The sequence below is a fragment of the uncultured Roseibium sp. genome (assembly GCF_963675095.2).
In the GTDB taxonomy this organism is placed as follows: Bacteria; Pseudomonadota; Alphaproteobacteria; order Rhizobiales; family Stappiaceae; genus Roseibium.
Window position 1 is genome coordinate 101159 of sequence record NZ_CAXXSJ010000057.1, and the last position, 18475, is coordinate 119633.

The 18475-nt window shown below is 53.9% G+C and carries 18 protein-coding genes; 9 read left to right on the top strand and 9 right to left on the bottom strand.

Annotation, left to right across the window (positions count from 1 at the left end; all coding sequences use genetic code 11):
• Positions 1 to 11 precede the first annotated feature (11 nt).
• A complete protein-coding gene (maiA, locus tag ABIN98_RS22955) occupies positions 12 to 662 on the bottom strand; it encodes a maleylacetoacetate isomerase (protein WP_346913504.1) in 651 nt (216 codons plus the stop codon).
• A gap of 454 nt (positions 663 to 1116) precedes the next feature.
• Positions 1117 to 1602, bottom strand: coding sequence for a DUF302 domain-containing protein (locus ABIN98_RS22960; RefSeq protein ID WP_346913506.1), 486 nt, complete (start codon positions 1600 to 1602; stop codon positions 1117 to 1119).
• A 391-nt stretch (positions 1603 to 1993) separates the two neighbouring features.
• Here ABIN98_RS22960 and ABIN98_RS22965 point away from each other — a divergent pair, with 391 nt between their 5' ends.
• Both ABIN98_RS22965 and ABIN98_RS22970 read left to right on the top strand, forming a co-directional pair.
• On the top strand, positions 1994 to 2701 hold the full coding sequence (locus tag ABIN98_RS22965) for a glycosyltransferase (RefSeq protein WP_346913508.1): 708 nt from the start codon (positions 1994 to 1996) through the stop codon (positions 2699 to 2701).
• A gap of 13 nt (positions 2702 to 2714) precedes the next feature.
• The gene (locus ABIN98_RS22970) at positions 2715 to 3872 is read left to right on the top strand and encodes an NAD-dependent epimerase/dehydratase family protein (RefSeq protein WP_346913510.1); all 1158 of its coding nucleotides are present in this window, start codon (positions 2715 to 2717) and stop codon (positions 3870 to 3872) included.
• A 119-nt stretch (positions 3873 to 3991) separates the two neighbouring features.
• Here ABIN98_RS22970 and ABIN98_RS22975 read toward each other — a convergent pair whose 3' ends face one another.
• Entirely contained in the window at positions 3992 to 5278 is a 1287-nt protein-coding gene (locus ABIN98_RS22975; RefSeq protein ID WP_346913512.1) for a hypothetical protein, read from the bottom strand.
• Between the two features lie 309 nt (positions 5279 to 5587).
• On the opposite strand from ABIN98_RS22975, the gene rfbA reads away from it, so the two are divergent.
• Genes rfbA through rfbD form a run of 4 tightly spaced genes read left to right on the top strand, consistent with a single transcriptional unit; the run spans position 5588 to position 9008 of the window.
• Positions 5588 to 6463 (top strand): glucose-1-phosphate thymidylyltransferase RfbA, encoded by an 876-nt coding sequence (rfbA, locus tag ABIN98_RS22980; RefSeq protein WP_346913514.1) that lies wholly within the window; start codon positions 5588 to 5590, stop codon positions 6461 to 6463.
• On the top strand, positions 6463 to 7029 hold the full coding sequence (gene rfbC / locus ABIN98_RS22985; RefSeq protein ID WP_346913516.1) for a dTDP-4-dehydrorhamnose 3,5-epimerase: 567 nt from the start codon (positions 6463 to 6465) through the stop codon (positions 7027 to 7029). Before rfbA ends, rfbC begins: the two co-directional genes overlap by 1 nt.
• A gap of 3 nt (positions 7030 to 7032) precedes the next feature.
• Positions 7033 to 8106 carry a dTDP-glucose 4,6-dehydratase gene (rfbB, locus tag ABIN98_RS22990; protein ID WP_346913518.1) on the top strand — a complete coding sequence of 358 codons (1074 nt, stop codon included), beginning with the start codon at positions 7033 to 7035 and terminating at the stop codon, positions 8104 to 8106.
• Positions 8103 to 9008, top strand: a complete 906-nt coding sequence (gene rfbD / locus ABIN98_RS22995) for a dTDP-4-dehydrorhamnose reductase (protein ID WP_346913520.1) — start codon at positions 8103 to 8105, stop codon at positions 9006 to 9008. Before rfbB ends, rfbD begins: the two co-directional genes overlap by 4 nt.
• 45 nt (positions 9009 to 9053) lie before the next feature.
• On the opposite strand, the gene ABIN98_RS23000 is transcribed toward rfbD, so the two are convergent.
• The 5 genes from ABIN98_RS23000 to ABIN98_RS23020 all read right to left on the bottom strand — a co-directional run bounded on the left by ABIN98_RS23000 (position 9054) and on the right by ABIN98_RS23020 (position 13508).
• On the bottom strand, positions 9054 to 9854 hold the full coding sequence (locus ABIN98_RS23000; protein WP_346913522.1) for a sulfotransferase domain-containing protein: 801 nt from the start codon (positions 9852 to 9854) through the stop codon (positions 9054 to 9056).
• A 21-nt stretch (positions 9855 to 9875) separates the two neighbouring features.
• On the bottom strand, positions 9876 to 10430 hold the full coding sequence (locus ABIN98_RS23005; protein WP_346913524.1) for a hypothetical protein: 555 nt from the start codon (positions 10428 to 10430) through the stop codon (positions 9876 to 9878).
• A 177-nt stretch (positions 10431 to 10607) separates the two neighbouring features.
• A complete protein-coding gene (locus ABIN98_RS23010) occupies positions 10608 to 11936 on the bottom strand; it encodes an RkpR, polysaccharide export protein (protein WP_346913526.1) in 1329 nt (442 codons plus the stop codon).
• A gap of 22 nt (positions 11937 to 11958) precedes the next feature.
• Entirely contained in the window at positions 11959 to 12627 is a 669-nt protein-coding gene (locus ABIN98_RS23015; protein ID WP_346913528.1) for an ABC transporter ATP-binding protein, read from the bottom strand.
• Positions 12624 to 13508 (bottom strand): ABC transporter permease, encoded by an 885-nt coding sequence (locus tag ABIN98_RS23020; RefSeq protein ID WP_346913530.1) that lies wholly within the window; start codon positions 13506 to 13508, stop codon positions 12624 to 12626. The genes ABIN98_RS23015 and ABIN98_RS23020 overlap by 4 nt, the downstream gene beginning before the upstream one ends.
• Positions 13509 to 13640: 132 nt before the next feature.
• Here ABIN98_RS23020 and ABIN98_RS23025 point away from each other — a divergent pair, with 132 nt between their 5' ends.
• Positions 13641 to 14687 (top strand): hypothetical protein, encoded by a 1047-nt coding sequence (locus ABIN98_RS23025; RefSeq protein WP_346913532.1) that lies wholly within the window; start codon positions 13641 to 13643, stop codon positions 14685 to 14687.
• Between the two features lie 220 nt (positions 14688 to 14907).
• Entirely contained in the window at positions 14908 to 15642 is a 735-nt protein-coding gene (locus tag ABIN98_RS23030) for an FkbM family methyltransferase (RefSeq protein WP_346913534.1), read from the top strand.
• Positions 15643 to 15893: 251 nt separating this feature from the next.
• Here the strand turns inward: ABIN98_RS23030 and ABIN98_RS23035 are convergent, their stop codons facing one another.
• Positions 15894 to 16682 (bottom strand): hypothetical protein, encoded by a 789-nt coding sequence (locus tag ABIN98_RS23035; protein ID WP_346913536.1) that lies wholly within the window; start codon positions 16680 to 16682, stop codon positions 15894 to 15896.
• 612 nt (positions 16683 to 17294) lie between these two features.
• Here ABIN98_RS23035 and ABIN98_RS23040 point away from each other — a divergent pair.
• The gene (locus tag ABIN98_RS23040; RefSeq protein WP_346913538.1) at positions 17295 to 17990 is read left to right on the top strand and encodes an FkbM family methyltransferase; all 696 of its coding nucleotides are present in this window, start codon (positions 17295 to 17297) and stop codon (positions 17988 to 17990) included.
• Positions 17991 to 18475: the final 485 nt, after the last annotated feature.

Consider the following 18475-nt stretch of genomic DNA (forward strand, 5'->3'; position numbering starts at 1 on the left):
ACGGCAGAGGGTTATTCCGCGTCCGGCTGGTTGGCCGGCGCGGCGCGCTCAAAGGCAGGCAAAGCCATGCAAGTGTCGTAGATCGCCCGGATGGTCGGATAGGGATCCATGTCGACCCCAAAACGGCCATTGTTCGCCACCTGGGCGACCAGACAGATATCCGCCAGGCCGGGTGTGTCGCCAGCGCAGAAGGCTCCGGGCGCGGTCTTGCCTGCGAGCATCGTCTCGAGAGGACCGAAGGTTTCTGCCACCCAATGGCGGAACCAACCGGCGACGGCGGCATCGTCGGCCCCGAAGCGGGACCGGAGTTCGTTCAAGACCTTCAGGTTGTTGATGGGATGGATGTCGCAGGCGATCATCTGGGCCATCGCCCGGACCCGGGCGCGAGCCAGAGGGTCTTCCGGCAGAAGCGGCGGTTCAGGGATCGTTTCGTCGAGATATTCGATAATCGCCAGCGACTGGGTCAGGACTTCGCCGCCGGGGAGTTCCAGCGAAGGCACCACGCCTTGCGGATTGATTTTCAGATAGGCTTCCGAGCGCTGTTCGCCAAAGCGAAGATGATGCGCCCGGTAATCGGTCTCCACGCCCTTCAGATTGAGCGCGATCCGCAAACGGTAGGACGTGGAACTGCGGAAATAGGAGTGAAGGATGGGGGACGTCATCTTTAAGCCTCTGATCGTTCTTGGCGGAAATCTTAGTTACAGCTGAAACTAAAATCCAGCCCTTCGACCCAGAAACAATCGCAAGCCCCCAAATGCAAAGAGGGCCGCTGAGCGGCCCTCCCATGAGATCGAATTGACTTAAGAGTCCGGATCAGATCCCGGCGAAACCTTTTACTGCTCGAGGCTGCTCCAGCACCAAAATATTTCGCCCAAACTCCTGGGCCAATTTCTGATACTCACTAGACATGGGCACCTCCTTTCTTGCAGTTGAAGACAATTCCTAAGGTGGGGAATGATTACGATTCGCACAAGCACATTTCGTAAGCGGAGATGCAAAGTATATGTGCAAAACCCGCCACTTAAGCAAAGCAGACAATGACAAAGATAATGGTGGAAGGCGCCGGAAACACGACAAACCGACGCCGCAATTGATCAACGGACAGTCCCGGCCGGCTCAGTTGCCGGTCGCATTTGCGGCAATCGCCTCGAAGACTGCATCCAATTCGGTGGCGAGCGCCTTCAGTTCCGCTCCACCTTCTTCCATATAGGGCGCAAACACATGGCTCGGCGTCTTCCAGGACAAAGTCGCGGTCCCGTCCGGATTTTCCGTCACATAAAACCGGATCGGCGCTTCGATGCCGGCAGCGACGGACGCCTTCAACATGCGGCGGGCATAATCGTTGCGGTACACTCCCATGATGCGATTGCCCGGAATGACGATCCCCTGGCCTTTGGCACCGTCCGACGCGCTCGCCTGGGTGACCAGCAGCATCTTCTCGTCCCGGATAGCGCCTTTCACCCGGCCCACCAGATCGCTGAAGGCCAATCCGGTGGAAATCACCCGCCAGCCAGGACGGCTTTCAAGTTCAGATGCGGCCGCCAGACCGGAGCTTCCGAGAACCGCACAGATGATTGCAGTTCGCACCAACGCTTGAAGCACAGCACTTGTCCTCTTAATCCAAAATGGCCGTAGTCTGATCTTCAGCAAAATAGGACAGAATGGCTCGGCCAAGCTCACTTTGATCTCACAAGTCGGTGTTTCCCGGCGATGGTAAGCGACACCCGCCCGCGGCGCTCCGCCTATAAAATGAGCATCCCGTAACGACCCTGGGCACCGGGATTAATAAGCCCGGGAGGATGTGTTTTTGAAGGTGCCGCCAAGGCCGCACAGAACGGACCTGTCATTTCTGGCAAATTTCTCCGGCTGAACGGGATTTAAATCCTGGGGCTTATCCCGAAAGGCCTGTACACCAACTGTCGCGTCGAATATATTTGTTGAATGTGTATGTCATAAACAAACAATCTTGGTACAAATTTCCGATGAGGACCAAATGACCAAAAAACTGAAAATATTTGTCGGTTATGACAGCCGGGAAGATATTGCATGGCAGGTTTGCCGTTATTCTTTACTTAGACATACAAACTCCGACATTGAAATTTACCCGCTCAAGCAAAAGACCTTAAGAGAAATTGGTCTTTATACTCGCGGCACGGACTCTGCTTCTACCGAGTTTTCCCTGACCCGCTTCCTGACACCCTATCTCGGCGCTCATGACGGCTACTCGATTTTCGTCGACTGCGATTTCCTGTTCACGACCGACGTCATGAACGTTCTGGATAACGTGGATCCGGAGAAGGCGGTCTATGTGGTCCAGCATGACTACACGCCCGCAAATGCGGTCAAGATGGATGCCCAGGCGCAGACGAGCTATCCGCGCAAGAACTGGTCGTCCTTCATCCTGTTCAACAACGCCCATCCGCAGGTCAAGGCCCTGACGCCGGAGGTCGTGAACACCCAGTCTCCGGCTTACCTGCACCGCTTCAGCTGGATCGACGACGACAACCTGATCGGCGAACTGCCGCGGAGTTGGAACTTCCTCGTCGGCGAATACGAAAAGCCAGCCGAAGTCCCGAGCGCAATCCACTACACGAACGGCGGTCCGTGGTTCTCCAACTGGCAGAATGTGGACTACGGCGATCTCTGGACCGCCGAACGCGACATGTACGAAGAATCCATTCGCGCAGAAAAGACGGCGTAACACCGCCACCAATATGGCCAAATTGAAAGTCCTCGTGACAGGGGGAGCCGGTTTTATCGGCTCCCATTTGGTGCCGGCTCTGGTTAGAACCGGTCATCAGGTCCGCGTCCTCGACCCCCTCAGCCCCCAGATACACGGCGACCTGCCGGGCGACATGCCCTGGCTGACCGGAGAGAATGTGGAATTCCGCCGTGGCTCCGTGCTCGACGATAACGATCTGAAGGCGTCCGTTACCGGTGTGGACGCCATCGTACACCTGGCCGCCGAAACCGGTACCGGCCAGTCGATGTATGAGATATCGCGGTATAATGAGGTCAACACGCTGGGGACGGCGAAACTGCTTGATCATATCGCGAATGATCCGGAAAGAACCGTCCGGCACATTGCTCTTGCCTCCAGCAGGTCGGTCTATGGCGAAGGCGCATACGTCTGCACGCACTGCTCGCCAACGGAACGGGTCTGTCCGGAAGCCCGCAAGGCGGAGGACCTGGCCGCGTCCTGCTGGGAGCCCTTGTGCACCGCATGCGGCGCGGGTCTTACGGCCGTGCCGACGCGCGAAACAGACCGGATCAATCCGGCATCGATTTATGCGGCGACCAAATATGCCCAGGAAGACCTGGTTAGAATCGCCTGCAGCTCCATCGGCATCCGCCATTCGATCCTGAGGCTGCAGAACGTCTACGGCGAAGGCCAGTCGCTGAAAAATCCCTACACGGGGATCCTGTCGATCTTTTCGACGCGGATCCGCCGCGGTCTGGACTTGCCGATCTTCGAGGACGGCCTGGAGACACGGGACTTCGTCCATGTGGACGACGTGGCAAACGCCTTCGTGGCCGCCCTGTCTGCGCAGGCCACGCAACACTCCGTGTTTAACGTCGGGTCCGGCATAGCGACGCCGGTCATCGATGTCGCCCGCATGTTGAATTCCAGCTTCAAGGGCTCAAGCAACATCGTCGTGACCGGGGAATACCGGATAGGAGACATCCGCCACAACAGCGCGGATATCGTGGCTCTGACAGACGATTTGGGTTACAAACCGTCAATCGATCTGCAAACAGGGTTGGATCGATTTGCGGATTGGGTGCAAGGACAACCCTTGCCTGAGGATCTGCTGGAAAAGGCAAATGCGGAACTCAGGGATCGCAACCTGATGGGGCAGAATTCCGGATAACGGTCGTGAGTGTCAGTCGGATACAGGTCGTTGGCCAAAGTCATGTCCGCGTGCGTCCATACCCGATCAGGGCGATATCCGGGCTCACCCGCCAGACTGGACCAGCCGAAAGGTTCGCCCTATTTCTTTGCGCCCCCCTCCAGATATTCTTTCTTTTCCTTAACAATTCTTTTGATTGTTGGATATTTGAAGTTATTCATGACTTTCATTGAATGACAGGAGCGCATCAGATCCCGATAACATGCATACAGGATATTCTGGTCGATCCACCATTGGTCTCCCCGTCGAACATCATACCAACGCAGGGATACGTCCCTGAGCGCTGAACTGAACAATGCGCCCAGTTCCGTATTGTTTACGAATACCTGATTGGCATTGATCGTGTTCCAGGGCATGTAATTCGATGGAAACTTATTGATATTCAGCGCGATGTCGAAACCCCGGGCCACATCGACATAATTGGAAAATCCTTCTGGATCGAAAGAGACATCAAAATCAGTGACGAGAACCGGCTTTTCGTATGCCTTAAGCAAGGCAGGGAGAAGCAGCCATCTTGCGACGGTAAACCAGCTTTTTTCATGGTATGGCGTCGCGTCAGACGATGTCACATCGATTTTAAGGCCTTCCCAGTTCTTGAGTTTATCCAGGTTCAGAGGCTTGTCGCTCTTCCTCATGATGTGGATATGCAGCCGGACGTTTTTCGTCAGGTTCGAAAAGCTGGAAAGATAAATATCGCCAAGCTTATCAAAATAAATCTCATCCGCACACGTCAGAAGAACCAGTTCCTCCGAACCGAGCGGTTCTCTCTTCTCGAAATTCAGTTCCTCGTCAAACTCGATCAGCGTTTTTTTATTCAGGACGTGATCTATATTCGGGATCACGGTCCGCGAGCCGATCATATAACGGTCCAGAACAAATTGTTCCGGAGGGAAGGAATCCGCGAGGGGGAATAACCTAAACGATTCAGCATGATTGTTATTCAGGTAATGCAAGACCGCCATCCAGTAAATATAAGACCCATGCTTACCTCGAACGACCTTCTCTCTCTGAAGTATTTCAGTCATCCTCCCGAGAAAATACTCGGTGGGGATCATGTCTTCGAACTTGCTTAACGTTCGACTCTTCCTGATAAACATCAATGATTCGATGCAAAAATCGAACAGAACAAAGTACAAATGCCTATTGACTTCTTTCAAGGCAAATTCTTGATCGACAAAAGCTTTTAGATAATTGTGCTGCTTTTCCGACTCTGTCTCAACCTTCCGCCTCAAAGCACTCCGGATAGATTTATACTTTGCGTGAGGAACCGTGCCTTGTTTATTGAAAAGCTCTTTTCGAATAATGGAATCAAAATTATCCCAATCTCCCAAAATACTTTCTCTGGCTTGTTCGATGAAGTTTGACACTTATTTCACGCTCTCTTCTTCGGATCGATTGAATAGCCTTGGCGACCAAGCTTTTGCGATGATTGTAATATTGCACATAGACCAAAATTTTCTGACGCGTCAAGAATGCAGATCACGCAAGGCAAATGGACGAGACATCGGATTAAGCCAATCAGAGAAGCCACGCCCTTCGATCGCACGCCAAATCGGCCCAGCACTGAAATATTTCCGATTTGGTCGCAATTTATGAGGTTGACGCTTGCAATGTTCGCAACGTTAGGGGCATCAAGGGGCCATCAAAGTCGTTTGCAGTAACTTCGGAGCATTTTCTTGAAGGGCATTATTCTGGCGGGCGGAAGTGGAACCCGTTTGTATCCGTTGACGATAGCCGTTTCGAAGCAAATGCTTCCGGTCTACGACAAGCCCATGATCTACTATCCCCTGAGCGTTCTCATGCTGGGGGGCATTTCGGACATCCTGATCATTTCGACGCCGCGCGACCTGCCCATGTTTCAGGCCCTGCTTGGAGACGGATCGCAATTCGGAATCAGTCTTTCCTACGCGGAACAGCCTTCGCCCAACGGACTGGCGGAAGCCTTCATCATCGGCCGCGATTTCATCGGGGACAGCCCTTGCGCCCTCATCCTCGGCGACAATATCTTCTACGGCGCCGGCATTTCCGCCTTGTGCCGACAGGCCACGGAGCAACAGAACGGTGCAACCGTTTTTGCCTATCAGGTCGCCGATCCGGAGCGGTACGGCGTTGTCAGCTTCGACCCGGAAACGAAACAGGCGATGTCCATCGAGGAAAAGCCGCAGCAGCCCAAATCGAACTGGGCGGTGACCGGGCTCTACTTCTACGACAATGACGTTGTCGACATTGCCGCATCGGTCAAACCGTCGGCGCGCGGCGAACTGGAGATCACCGACGTCAACATGGCCTATCTGAAGCGCAAGGACCTGAAGGTTTCCCTGCTTGGACGGGGCTATGCCTGGCTCGATACGGGAACGATCGACAGCATGCATGAGGCCTCGTCCTTCGTGCGGACCATCGAGCACCGGCAAGGTTTCAAGATCGCCTGCCTCGAAGAAATCGGGTTTCAAAACGGCTGGCTGGGTCCGGACGCGGTTCTTGCCCGTGCCGCGGAACTCGGCAAGACCGACTATGGCCGCTATCTGCGGCGCTGTGTCGAGGAGAAACGCTGATGCCCGAGTTCCGCCCCCTCGGCCTGGACGGCGTCATCGAGATCCTTCCCGAAAAGTTCGGCGATGCCCGCGGGTTCTTTTCGGAAACCTACAATTCCAAGACGTTCGCCGATGCCGGCATCGAACTGGATTTCGTTCAGGACAACCATTCCTTCTCTGCGGAAAAAGGGGTTCTGCGCGGCATGCATTTCCAGATGCCTCCCTTTGCGCAGGACAAGCTCGTGCGCGTGACCCGCGGGTCCGTCTTCGACGTGGCCGTCGATATCCGCAAAGGATCGCCGACCTACGCGCAATGGGTGGGTGTCGAGCTATCGGCCGAAAAATGGAACCAGCTCCTGGTACCGAAGGGCTTCGCGCATGGGTTCGTGACGCTCGAACCGGATACGGAGTTCCTTTACAAGGTTACGAATTTCTATTCCCGGGAATGCGACCGGTCCATAAGGTTCGATGATCCGGAAATCGGCATCGACTGGCCTTTCGATGTGTCGCAGGTTGTCCTCTCGGACAAAGACCACGCGGCCGGTCTCCTATCCGAGACGGAAACAGGTTTTATCTACGAAGGCTAGTCCATGCGTTTTCTGATCACAGGCGGTGCCGGTTTCATCGGATCCGCGGTCTGCCGAAGACTTGCCAACGACCCGGCCAACTTTGTCGTCAATCTCGACAAGCTGACCTATGCCGGCAATCTGGCCTCCTTGCGTTCGGTCGATAATCTGCCGAACTACGCTTTCCTGCAGGCGGATATTTGCGATGGCGAAACCGTTGCCGCCGCGATGCGCAACTACGACATCGACATCGTGATGCATCTTGCGGCCGAAAGCCACGTGGACCGGTCCATCGACGGACCCGGCGCCTTTATCCAGACCAACATCGTCGGCACTTTCCAGATGCTGAACGCAGCACGGGGCTACTTCGAAAGCCTCTCGGGAGAAAAGCGCGACAGGTTCCGCTTTCACCACATTTCCACGGACGAGGTCTTCGGCGACCTGCCTTTCGACAGCGGGATCTTCACCGAGGAAACGCCCTACCAGCCGTCCTCTCCGTATTCCGCATCGAAGGCCTCGTCCGACCATCTGGTACGGGCCTGGCACGAGACCTACGGCCTGCCGGTGGTGCTGTCGAACTGCTCCAACAACTACGGGCCGTTCCATTTTCCGGAAAAGCTGATCCCGCTGGTGATCCTGAACGCGCTGGATGAGCGCGAGCTGCCGGTCTACGGCAAGGGCGAGAATGTCCGTGACTGGCTCTATGTCGACGATCACGCGGCTGCCCTGCAACTGGTGGCAACGCAAGGCGTTGCCGGCGAGAGCTACAATATCGGCGGCAATGCGGAGCGCCGGAACATCGACGTCGTCACCGGCATCTGCGCGATCCTGGACAAGAAGCGTCCGCGGGCGAACGGCGCATCCTATGCGGACCTGATCAAGATGGTCACGGACCGTCCCGGGCACGACCGCCGCTATGCCATCGATGCCAGCAAGATCAGGCGGGATCTCGGCTGGACACCGTCCCAGACCTTCGAGACCGGTCTTGAAGCGACAATCGACTGGTATTTGAACAATGAATGGTGGTGGGGACCGATCCGCAAGGAACAGGGCTACGAACGCCTGGGTTCCCTGAAAGCGTCAGAGCCCGCGAAATGAAAATCCTGGTCACCGGAAAAGAAGGTCAGGTCGCCAGATGCCTCGCGGACCGTGCAGCGGATCACCCCGATCTGGAACTCGTGTTCGCGGCCAGAGCTGGAACCGACATCCTGCTCGATCTCGCGCACTCCGAAACGATCCGGGAGGCGGTTCGGACCGTTCGGCCCGATGTGGTGATCAACGCGGCGGCCTATACCAACGTTGACCAGGCGGAAGACGAACCCGAGCTCGCAATGCAGATCAACGGCATTGCGCCGGGTATCCTTGCCGAAGAAGCCGCCGGCTGTGGCGCGAAAATCATTCAGGTGTCCACGGACTATGTGTACGACGGCACGCTTGACCGTCCCTACCTGCCGGACGACGCGGTCAACCCGATCGGGGTCTACGGCCGGACGAAACTTGCCGGCGAAGAGGCGGCCCGTGCCGCCACGACCGATCATGTCATCGCTCGCACGGCCTGGGTTTACAGCCCCTACGGCAAGAATTTTCTGAAAACCATGCTGCGGCTGGCCGAGACCCGCGACGAGATCTCGGTGGTCGATGACCAGCACGGCAACCCCACCTCCGCCCTGGATATCGCCGATGGCCTGCTGGCCATTGCCGACCGTTGGCGCAGCGACGGAACAGCCGGACTGGGACAGGTCTACCACCTCGCCGGAGCGGACGAGACCAGTTGGTGCGGCTTTGCCCGGACCACCTTTGCCGAAAGCGGCAAGCGCGGCGGACCCGTGGCAGAGATCAAGGCGATTACGACGGCGGATTATCCGACAAAGGCTGTCCGGCCGGCCAATTCCAGGCTCGATTGTGGCAAGCTGGAGCGGGATTTTGGTTTTACCGCGCGAAGGCTAGAAACGAGCCTTTCGAAGGTGTTCGACAGCCTTGCCGACTTTCCGTCGCCATAACGGTCCAGAATAAAAGCAGTTTGGCTCACGGGCGAGGTCGAACGCTCATTCGTCGAACTTGTACCCCAGCCTGGTCGCTGCCTCGGAAAACCGCTCCCAGGCCCGTTGTGCCGCATCCTGCGAGATTGCCGTCCGCCAGGACCCGGCCGTCCCCTTATTGAAAAAGCGGACGCCAAGATTAATATGCGCTTCCAGGCGCCGGCCGGCCGAAAAGCGGCCCAAAGCCTTGCCCACCTCTTTCGCAGCGTCCAGTTCGCGGCCCTCGAACGCCTTCAGTTCTTCAAACCGGGTAGCCTCGACACATTCATCGAGCAGCTTGTCATCCACCTGAATATCCAGAAACCGGGCCACATCCTCGATCGCCTTTCGGGGGTTAGCGAGGGTTTCCTCATAGCTGACATAGTGGATCGGAAGTTCCGTCTCATCCAGCCAGGACGTGACATTCTCAATCCATGTCCCCGCATTGTGCGGGTCGGGAAGCCAGACCGGGTGCCCTTCGGTCTCGATATACGTGTCAACCCAGGCATCCTTTTCCGCCTCGGAAATTTCACCGGTCAGCAGGGCATAATTGAGGGTCGACTGCAGAACGTCGAGCGGGTGCCGGTAAATATAGATGGCTCCGATGCTTTTCTTAAAATACCTGCGCAGTTTCTCCGGCGTCGCATGGCTTTTCATGTACCGCGGATGGCCTTTCGGCGGAGGCATCCGTGAATTCATGAAGCTGTCTAGTTCCACGGAATCCTCGGGTTGCCGGCCATGGTTCAGATAGAACAGAATAAAGCGGAACCAGGTGTTTCCGGACTTCGGATAAGAAACGAGCCAAATCACGCGTCTCGTTATGCTCATATTTTCATATTCCCGCGCAGTTCACCGCTCCTTACGAATTTTCTCGTAGATATGCAACGGAGCCAGTGCCTTGTTGAACCCGTCAAAATAGACAAGTTCAAATCCCTGCCGGCGGATCAGTTCATCCAGAGGCCCCATATCCGGCGTTCGGGCCGCGATGTATTGGTCGGACAGGCCGATGAAATAATCCATCAGCTCATGAAGGTCTTTCTGCGACATTTGCCGCACCAGCTTGTGATAAATCGCCAGCAGAAGAACGATATCGTAGCTTTGCAGAAGCTTTCCTTCAAAGTCACTCTTGAACCGGTCTCTGCCAAAGGAGAGATCGTAAATGAAGAAACCGGAATCCAGATAGCATGATTCAAATATCGTACGTGCGGCGCGAATTCCCTCTTCGTAGAAATCGATCCCGTGAATAACGCGTGGATCGCTTTTTGCGAATTCATACGGGATCAAGCCGTTGAAGGTTCCAATGTCAAGTATTGACTTGCCGCCTGCCCGTTCCAACAGGGGCTGAAGACCCGCTGGCCGGTCCTTGGCTTCACCGGATATTGTGCTGAAATTGCTTCTGGTCATTGTGTCCTATTACCGAAATCCGATGGGGTCTTAACAGCGGAAATCGGCGGGACAATTCGAACCACCGTCAACTTTCCACATCCCGGTCAAATCAACCGTTCCCGATCGGGGGTCAAAGAAAGCCCGGTTTTGGTTCGCTCCTGTCGGGGGCTGCCTGGCGGGGGGACCTTCGGAAGATCAGGTCCGGTCCCTGATGTTATAGAACGTCAACGCCCCGAACAACCAGATGCCAGCAAGCAAAAGAAACGTGCAGATGATGTAGATAAAGCGTTTCGGGTACTGGGCATATTGCGGTAGGGTCGGCGGAATGAAGGTCGCCAGATAGAGTTCCCTGGCAGCGGCTTCGGCCTTCGCCTTCTCAAGCCCTGCCAGGGCGGTCGTGTAATATTCTTCCGCGAACTGCTTTTCCAGTTCCAGGTCCGAATAGCTGCCGATCCGGTAGGGAATGGAATTGTCGGTCGAGGAATCGGCTGCAGCCGCAGGGGCGTTCGCCCCCCCTCCAAGACGCTGACGCTCGGTATCGAGCTGCTTCTGCAAGCCCTTGATTTCCTGCCTCAGCATGGCCATCCGCGGAGACTTCGGATCAAGATAACCGTCAAGCGTTTTCAATGTGGTCTGCTTGGTCGTGATCTGGGACTCCAGCTCGCCGATCATCTGGAAGGCAAGCTTCGCATTGTCTTCCGGCGAGATTTCCTGCGCAGTTTCGCGGTAGGTCAGCAATTGCCTGCGAACCGTTCTCAAACGCACCTCTGCCGTCGCCAGGCTTTCCTGTGCGGACTTGAGCGACTGGCGCCGTGCGGATTCCGACAAATTGTTGATCAGGTCCTCGCTCTTTTGAACGATGAACGCCATGATATTCTGGGCATCTTCCGGCGTGAAAGCAATCAGATCGACAACTATGATCCCGGAAGCCTGATCGTATTTGGTTTCGATCTTGCTTTTCCAGTATTTGAGCTTGGCCTCAACAGGTAGATCGGTTCCCATCCTGAACCACCAATCCCAGTCGCTGCTCGAATAGATCCGATCCATGTCGAAATTGTTCATGACGTCTTCGAGAAACGGCTGGCTCTGCAGGTAGTCGTTCAGGATGTAGCTGTTTGACACGGTGGTGTCGGCGCCGCTCTGCATCACCAGGCCGAGCAGGTCGGTCGCCCCTCCGGTTGAGCTTGAATTGCGGACCGCGAAAGAGGCGGAACTCTGATACTGGTCACTGGCGAAGAAGATCATGTAAACGGAAACGACCGCAGACGGCACCGCAACGAACAAAACGAACGTTGCGACCATAATGAAATACCTCAGATTCCGCGGGTATCCCCAGCGCTTCTGCCTCTTCGCGAAGTCCAGCATCTTTCGCGGATCAAGGCCCGACCGCTTCAGTCGCGCGGTGATCTCCCGATGGCTCGGCTCGGGAGGCTTCACATTCGCAATATTGATGAGCTTCGTCTGCCCCGGACCATCAACGACCGCAGTCTCGGCCTTGCGGGCTGTTTTCAGAGGCTTGGACATTTCAACAGCAGCCTTTTGACTTTCACGGGCGATATTCAAATTTCATGTTCTCGTTATGAACTGCAACTGCATCATCAATGTTTGAATAATACGTCAATTCGCCGCCTTCCAAAACAATTCCCGTTGTACAGTATTCTTTCAGGCTGCCGACGGAGTGCGACACCATGATGATGTCAGAGTGTTCCAGCTTTTTTTCAAATGCTTCACGACATTTCATTCTGAACCGCTTGTCCCCGACGGCCGTGACTTCGTCAATAAGATAGTAGTCGAACTCGATCCCCATGCTCACGCCGAACGCGAGACGGGCTTTCATCCCGGAGGAATAGGTTTTGACAGGCATGTAGAATGCCTTGCCGAGTTCGGCGAAATCCCGGACATAGTCGATCAGCTGATTGGTGTCATGCTGATAAATACGCGCAACGAAGCGAACATTCTGCTCACCCGTGAGAGCGGGATTGAAGCTGCCGGCAAATCCGAGCGGGAACGAGACCCGCGAATACCGCAGGATGCGGCCGGAATTCGGCCGGATCGTACCGGCTATGACCTTGAGCAGCGTCGATTTGCCGGCGCCGTTTCGGCCGATCAGGCCGATACTGTTTCCACGCGGCACCGTGAAGGAGACATCTTTGGCGATATACCGCTTCTGTCCCCGGTGCTTGTAGAATTTGGTAACGTGTTCCAAGCGGATCATTGTTGCTCCCTGACCGAAGAATCAAAGATCTTCATCGCTAAAAAACCCGCCAAAAAGATGGTGCATGCAAAAGTAACGACATAAGGCATGTCGATGAACTGCGCCCGGTAGGTTCCGTAGAACCCCTGCCTGAACTTAGCCACGATATGGATCAAGGGATTATAGAACAAATAGGTCCGATAGGGTTCAGGTACATGATCGGGTATCAGGAACACCCCGGACAGCAGATAAAGCGGCCGGTTGACGATGTTGAAAACCTGCTGGTAGGTCGGGCTCATATGGAATGCCACGACATTCACCATTCCCACTCCCATGCCGAGCATGAGGGCGAGGACGGTCGCCTCAAGGATGGGATACATGTCGAGCCGGGGCAGGGGCTCAATGACCAAGCCGATACCGGTAAAAATGATCATGCAAACCAGAAACTGGGTCAGGATCTGCAGGATCGCCCTCGCATAAACGGTGTCATAGGGATTGACGACCGGGTAATTGAGCAGGTTCCTGTTTGACTTTACGGCGCCCGCGACCTGGTCCGCCATGGATCTGTAGATCCAGAAGGCCATGTAGCCGGTCGCAAAGAAAAGGGGAAAATTGGTCCCGAGCGCCGGCGTTCGAGCAATGGCCGAAAAAATAATGGAGAGCAGCACGACAAATGCGAGCGGATCGATAATGGCCCAGGCATATCCGCCGAACTTGGTACCGTACCGCGTGCACATTTCGCGAATGACCAAAGCGGCCACCACGGTCAGATGCTGTCTCAGTACGGATGGCATCGCCATTCTTCTGACGCCTAAAGACGGCATGTTTTTCTGCCTGAATCTGTCGAAACGCCGGATGACAAAGTTTGTATGAGTATGATACCTAGCCGGTCCATCTTCCACCTTCGCAAGTGGTGCCGTATCAAACCTTGACGACTAGGCACTCCTAACCGCATTCCATGCGATGGTCAACTCGTCAGCAAGTCGCCCCCGGCGCTCTCCGACGCGTAGAATAAGGCAACGGGCCGCAGTCAAATGCTGAGCGTCAGATATCTCAAAAATGCCTATGACCATGCCCTTGGGCGGCCAAAGACAGCCTTTCCGACGCGCTATCACTATCTGGAAGTCGTCCGCGAGGACCTCGCAGAAAGGTCAATCGAGCTGCGGGAAGCAGGCCAGCATTGCCTTTTACTGAGCGATCTGAACAGCGGCAAGCAGCTCCTGGTTATCGTGCGTTATGCGACAGAAAAGGATATCCGCCTGATTGCCCGGATGCGGCAGCAGCCCGATACGCGGATAGCCTATCTTCTGGACGACGACATCTGGGCAATGCTTGAGGACAAGGACCTTCGCCCGGACTACAAGGCGCGGCTGAAGCGGTTTCTAAGCCAGCAGTTCGGTGCCATCCATCCCCATGTCGACATTTTCCTGGCCCCGAGCCGGAAGGTCCTGGACCGTTGTCCGGAATTTCCGGGCCAGTATATTCAGCCCGCGCACATGGGTCCGTCGATGGATGTCGGACATTTCGCCGATCCCGGTCGGATCCGGATGGCGTTTCTGAGCTCCAGCACCCATTACAACGACTTCCAGATCGTTGCGCCGGGCGTTCGCGCCGCGCTCGACAAAAACCCCCGGCTTCATCTCACGACGCTCATGGGAAAGCGCGGCGAGGATCTGATCGCATCCGGCCCCCAGGTCACCCATCTCGGCGACAAGTTCTTCGACGATTTCCAAGTCTGGCTGAAGAAGCAACGGTTTCATATTGCCCTTGCACCCTATGTGCCCAATCCGGTGAACGACGCCCGCTCCAACCTCAAGCTCCATCAACATGCTTTCGTCGGCGCTGCCGGCATTTATTCGCCGACTTCCGTATTTAAACAATACGCAAATCACGGTGACGACAGTCTGGTGGTGGAACACACCGCGAATAAATGGGAAGAAGCGATCGCGAAGCTTGCTGGCGATCCGTCGACAGCTGCAAGAATCGCCCAAGGAGGCATCGAAAACAGCCTCAGGATCGGTGACAGGCATATGGTGGCCGACATCTGGGCAAATTGCCTGAACGATCCGCTTGGTTCTTGATCCTATATTAGAACTCAAATTTAATGCTGTAAACATTAATAACAATATCAATTAATTATTACTTATAAAATTAAATACACTCTCAAATTATTCTCAAATACTCACAAAATACACCTTATGAAATCCACGTTACACTTTAGTTTCAAAATGCCTTGATAGGCTCCGGAGCTGCATTTAATGTGCGTTTTCTCGCTGCAGATTCGTTCGGGAGTACCCTAGATTGGCTGAAACTAAAATCATAAAAGGCTGGCATCTTCCGTCCTCGGAAAAGCATTTCGAAGATTATCTGCTGCATAACAAAGATGCTATTGCCACAGGCCAGTATCAGAAGATCCAGAGAGACATCGCCCTCAGCCACGTAAAATCCTTTCGACGGGCAATTGATATTGGTGCTTGCGTGGGTTTCTGGTCACGAGACCTCTGTGAACAGTTTTCCCATGTGGAGTGTTTTGAGCCATATGACGAACCGTTGAATTGTCTCAGGCTCAACCTTGCCGGGAAAGATAACTGCACAACGCATCAGATTGCCCTATCGGACAAATCCGGAACGGCCATTCTCTCCATCGATGAAAGCGGCATAGGGCATTCTTCCATCGTTGAAAGCGAAGTGACTGCGACAAAAAAAATAAAAACTAAACTGACCAAGCTCGACAGCTTCAATTTCACGGATATCGATTTCATCAAGATTGACGTTCAGTTTCATGAACTGAACGTCCTGCGCGGTGCGCGAAAAACACTGGAACGAAATTCTCCGGTGCTCTGCGTCGAATGCGGAAGAAGAACATCTGAAGAGTATATTTATGTTAGCCGCGTAATCGAGTACCTGTATAATCTCGGCTATGAAATCGCAGCAGAGACCGGAAAGGAAATAATCTTCAAAAAGGAAGGCAAGCCTAGGTCCATTCGTCATTTTGAACCCCTGTTACGCCGTCTTACCTTTATTCCTTTTACCTAGGGTCAGCCCCCTGATCCTGGAAGGCCTTTTTTGAAATCGTGCTTGGCACGGCCGCGTCCGAAGAGCCGGTTTCCGCTATCACGACAAGTGCAGATAGCGCGGCGTGAAACTTGTTCATCTTTCGAACGAACGACTGCAATGGATGGTCCGGTTCTGTGCCGTGATCCTTGAACGGGCCAACACCACGAAAAAGGAAGATTTCTCTATTCATCTGAATAGGAAACTTAAAATTCCCAAGCGAAAAACTGCTATTAGCTGCCAGTGTTTTTCCACCAGGACTCTTTACGTTTAACCTTCAGGTCCCTCGCCTGGCTCTGGCCCATTGCCTTTCGCGGCCCCTTCAAATGGTCCAAATAGGCGCCAAGTTCACTGTTGATAAAAACATGGCCAACCGTGGTGCTATCGCCGATAAAATAGAAAGTTGCCAGCCCTTCCCGCTCCATGTCCTGGACGATTTTCCAGAAAATATAGCTGTCGTGGCTTTCCTGAATTTCGAGAAATTCGCCGGACAAATAGATATCATCAAACCGGCGGGCGAATTCATCGATGAATTCATGGTTCAAATTATATCCGACCCAACCGCATTCCGGATAATTCTTCCTGTTGAGATACGTCGCCAGCTGGGTTTCCCTTGGGGCAAGTTTGTCCAGAAAGCTGCTGGGAACCGGGCTATGGGTAATCGTGTCGGCATCAAGCCAGATCAATTGATCGGCGGTGCCTTTGGTGCGGCGAATGGCATCGGTGACAGCGAAGACCTTGTTGGTGAAACGAATCGCGTCCCAGAGGAAATCGAACATTCCATCGCCGAGCGGACTGAACCCGTTGGCGAAAGGATGACTGCCGAAGCGGTTGCGGAATTCAATCAGCTTCGGCAACACCGCCGTGTGATCCAGAACGGTCAGGTTCGGAGCCGCTTCCTTAACGTCGACATCTTCCGCGTAAACGATGAGCTCAACGTCTTCGGGCCATTTCTCCAGAAACGTGTTCAGGCATTTCTTGCCATATTCCTGGTAACCCGCCTCGTGGAAGGTCGTTACCACGACGTGTTTCAAAGGCTGTCGGAACAATTGCTGAATGGCCATAAGTGTATAGCAATACTCTCAGGTGCGGACGGTAGGAAACTCAGGTGATTTAAGATCTCAACATCTGTCAATGCGTCAATATCACTATCTCCCGAATCATGACGGCAGTGGACCGCTACGCAAGGTGGTCTCCATCCTGCAAAAGTCATCTCGCAAGGTCGCCGGTTTTGCTTGCGTTTTTTGGGCTCCGATTTCTGCGAAGCCGAACAGGTAACAAGCACATCGGTTATTACCCTTCTGACGTCGGCCCATTTTATCTGACCTGTCCCAGTTTGGGAAGTCTCAGAAGCCCAGTTTTCCCGCAACGCACAAACGACGAGTCTGACGTTTTACAAACACATTTATCGAACTTGAGATTCACTGCGGCAATCCTGATAAAAATACGCTAAGACGGTAGCGTCGAATCTGTGGCGGCAAGGGCCTTGTACGTAAACAGCAGGCCGCGCAAAGAGTAGCAATGCGGTTCTCCGAACCCGGGAGAAGAGAAGAAAACATTTGCCGTGCCGATGACATTGTTGCTAGCCATGGGCAAATACGCGGTTTCGCCCCAAAAAGCACGAAAGAAATATCATGAACTATCCGCTCGAACCTTCGGTTTTTGACGAAAATCCTTACCAGGAAGAGTGGTTTGACCAAGATTTCCTGTACTCTCCGGACGGAAACAAATCTTATCCAAATCATCACTGCAAGAAAACATTTGAAGTTTCCTTCCCATTCATCAAAGAGTTTAGAGTGGCATTGGATATCGGCTGCCGGGATGGAGAATTTTCGAGGTACCTGCAGCATTATTTCCAGCATACATATGCGTTTGACGCTCGCATGCGTAAAAGTTTCCCATTTAATGTAGATCTCAAGAAAACAACGCATTTTTGCTGCGCGCTTGGTGACGAGCCCGGCGAACTGCAAATGAGTGGCGGACAACACAAATTTATTGAAGGCAAATCGGCCAGCTATAAAGTATTCACCCTCGATTCCTTCGGCTTCGAGAATGTCGACTACATCAAGATCGATGTGGAAGGTTTTGAGCAACGGGTTCTCATGGGCGGTGAAGAAACTATCAAGAAGAACCTGCCGCTAATCGTCATCGAGCAGAATGACGTGTGTCTTCCGGGTGAGGAACCCTATGCAGCCAAGAAGTGGTTGGAAAACCTCGGTTACAAGCATGTTGCGACTTGCCCCCGCGGCTGGGACTATATCATGCAGCCGCCAAAATCGGTTGGCCGGGGACTTCTAGACAAGATGATAGGCCTGTTTCGGTCCCGCTGACAGAGACCGGCATGAGCGTGCAGAGGCAGGTAAAATCGGTGGTGCTTTTTTCGCATTTCGGTTGCAACAACGACGCGTCTTGTTGCGGCCGTCATGCGCTAGTCCTGCATTGAGCATATGCGAACAGAAAAGACGGGAAGCACCGCAAGCTTCGGGGGCCCCGCTTTCCAGGCGGCAGATTACAATTTTGAACCTTTTTTGGGTAGCAAACATGATGGTCTTCCCGGCGTGTTCGTGCAAAGAAGGTCTCCGACAAGCTCGAAACAAATGACCAACCCGATGCAACCACACATTGGGCTACTGGCTAAGAATTTTTAAGTTTCACGAGAGTTTAAATGACAGACCCATTCAAATTTAACAAAGCTCTCCGTGGCGCCATCGAGCAAATATCTGACCTGATTCGATTATCCAACAGTCTTCGGCGACAATACAAGATCGCAAATTCCGGAGATACCTTCGACAAATACTGGTACCTCGAAAAAAAC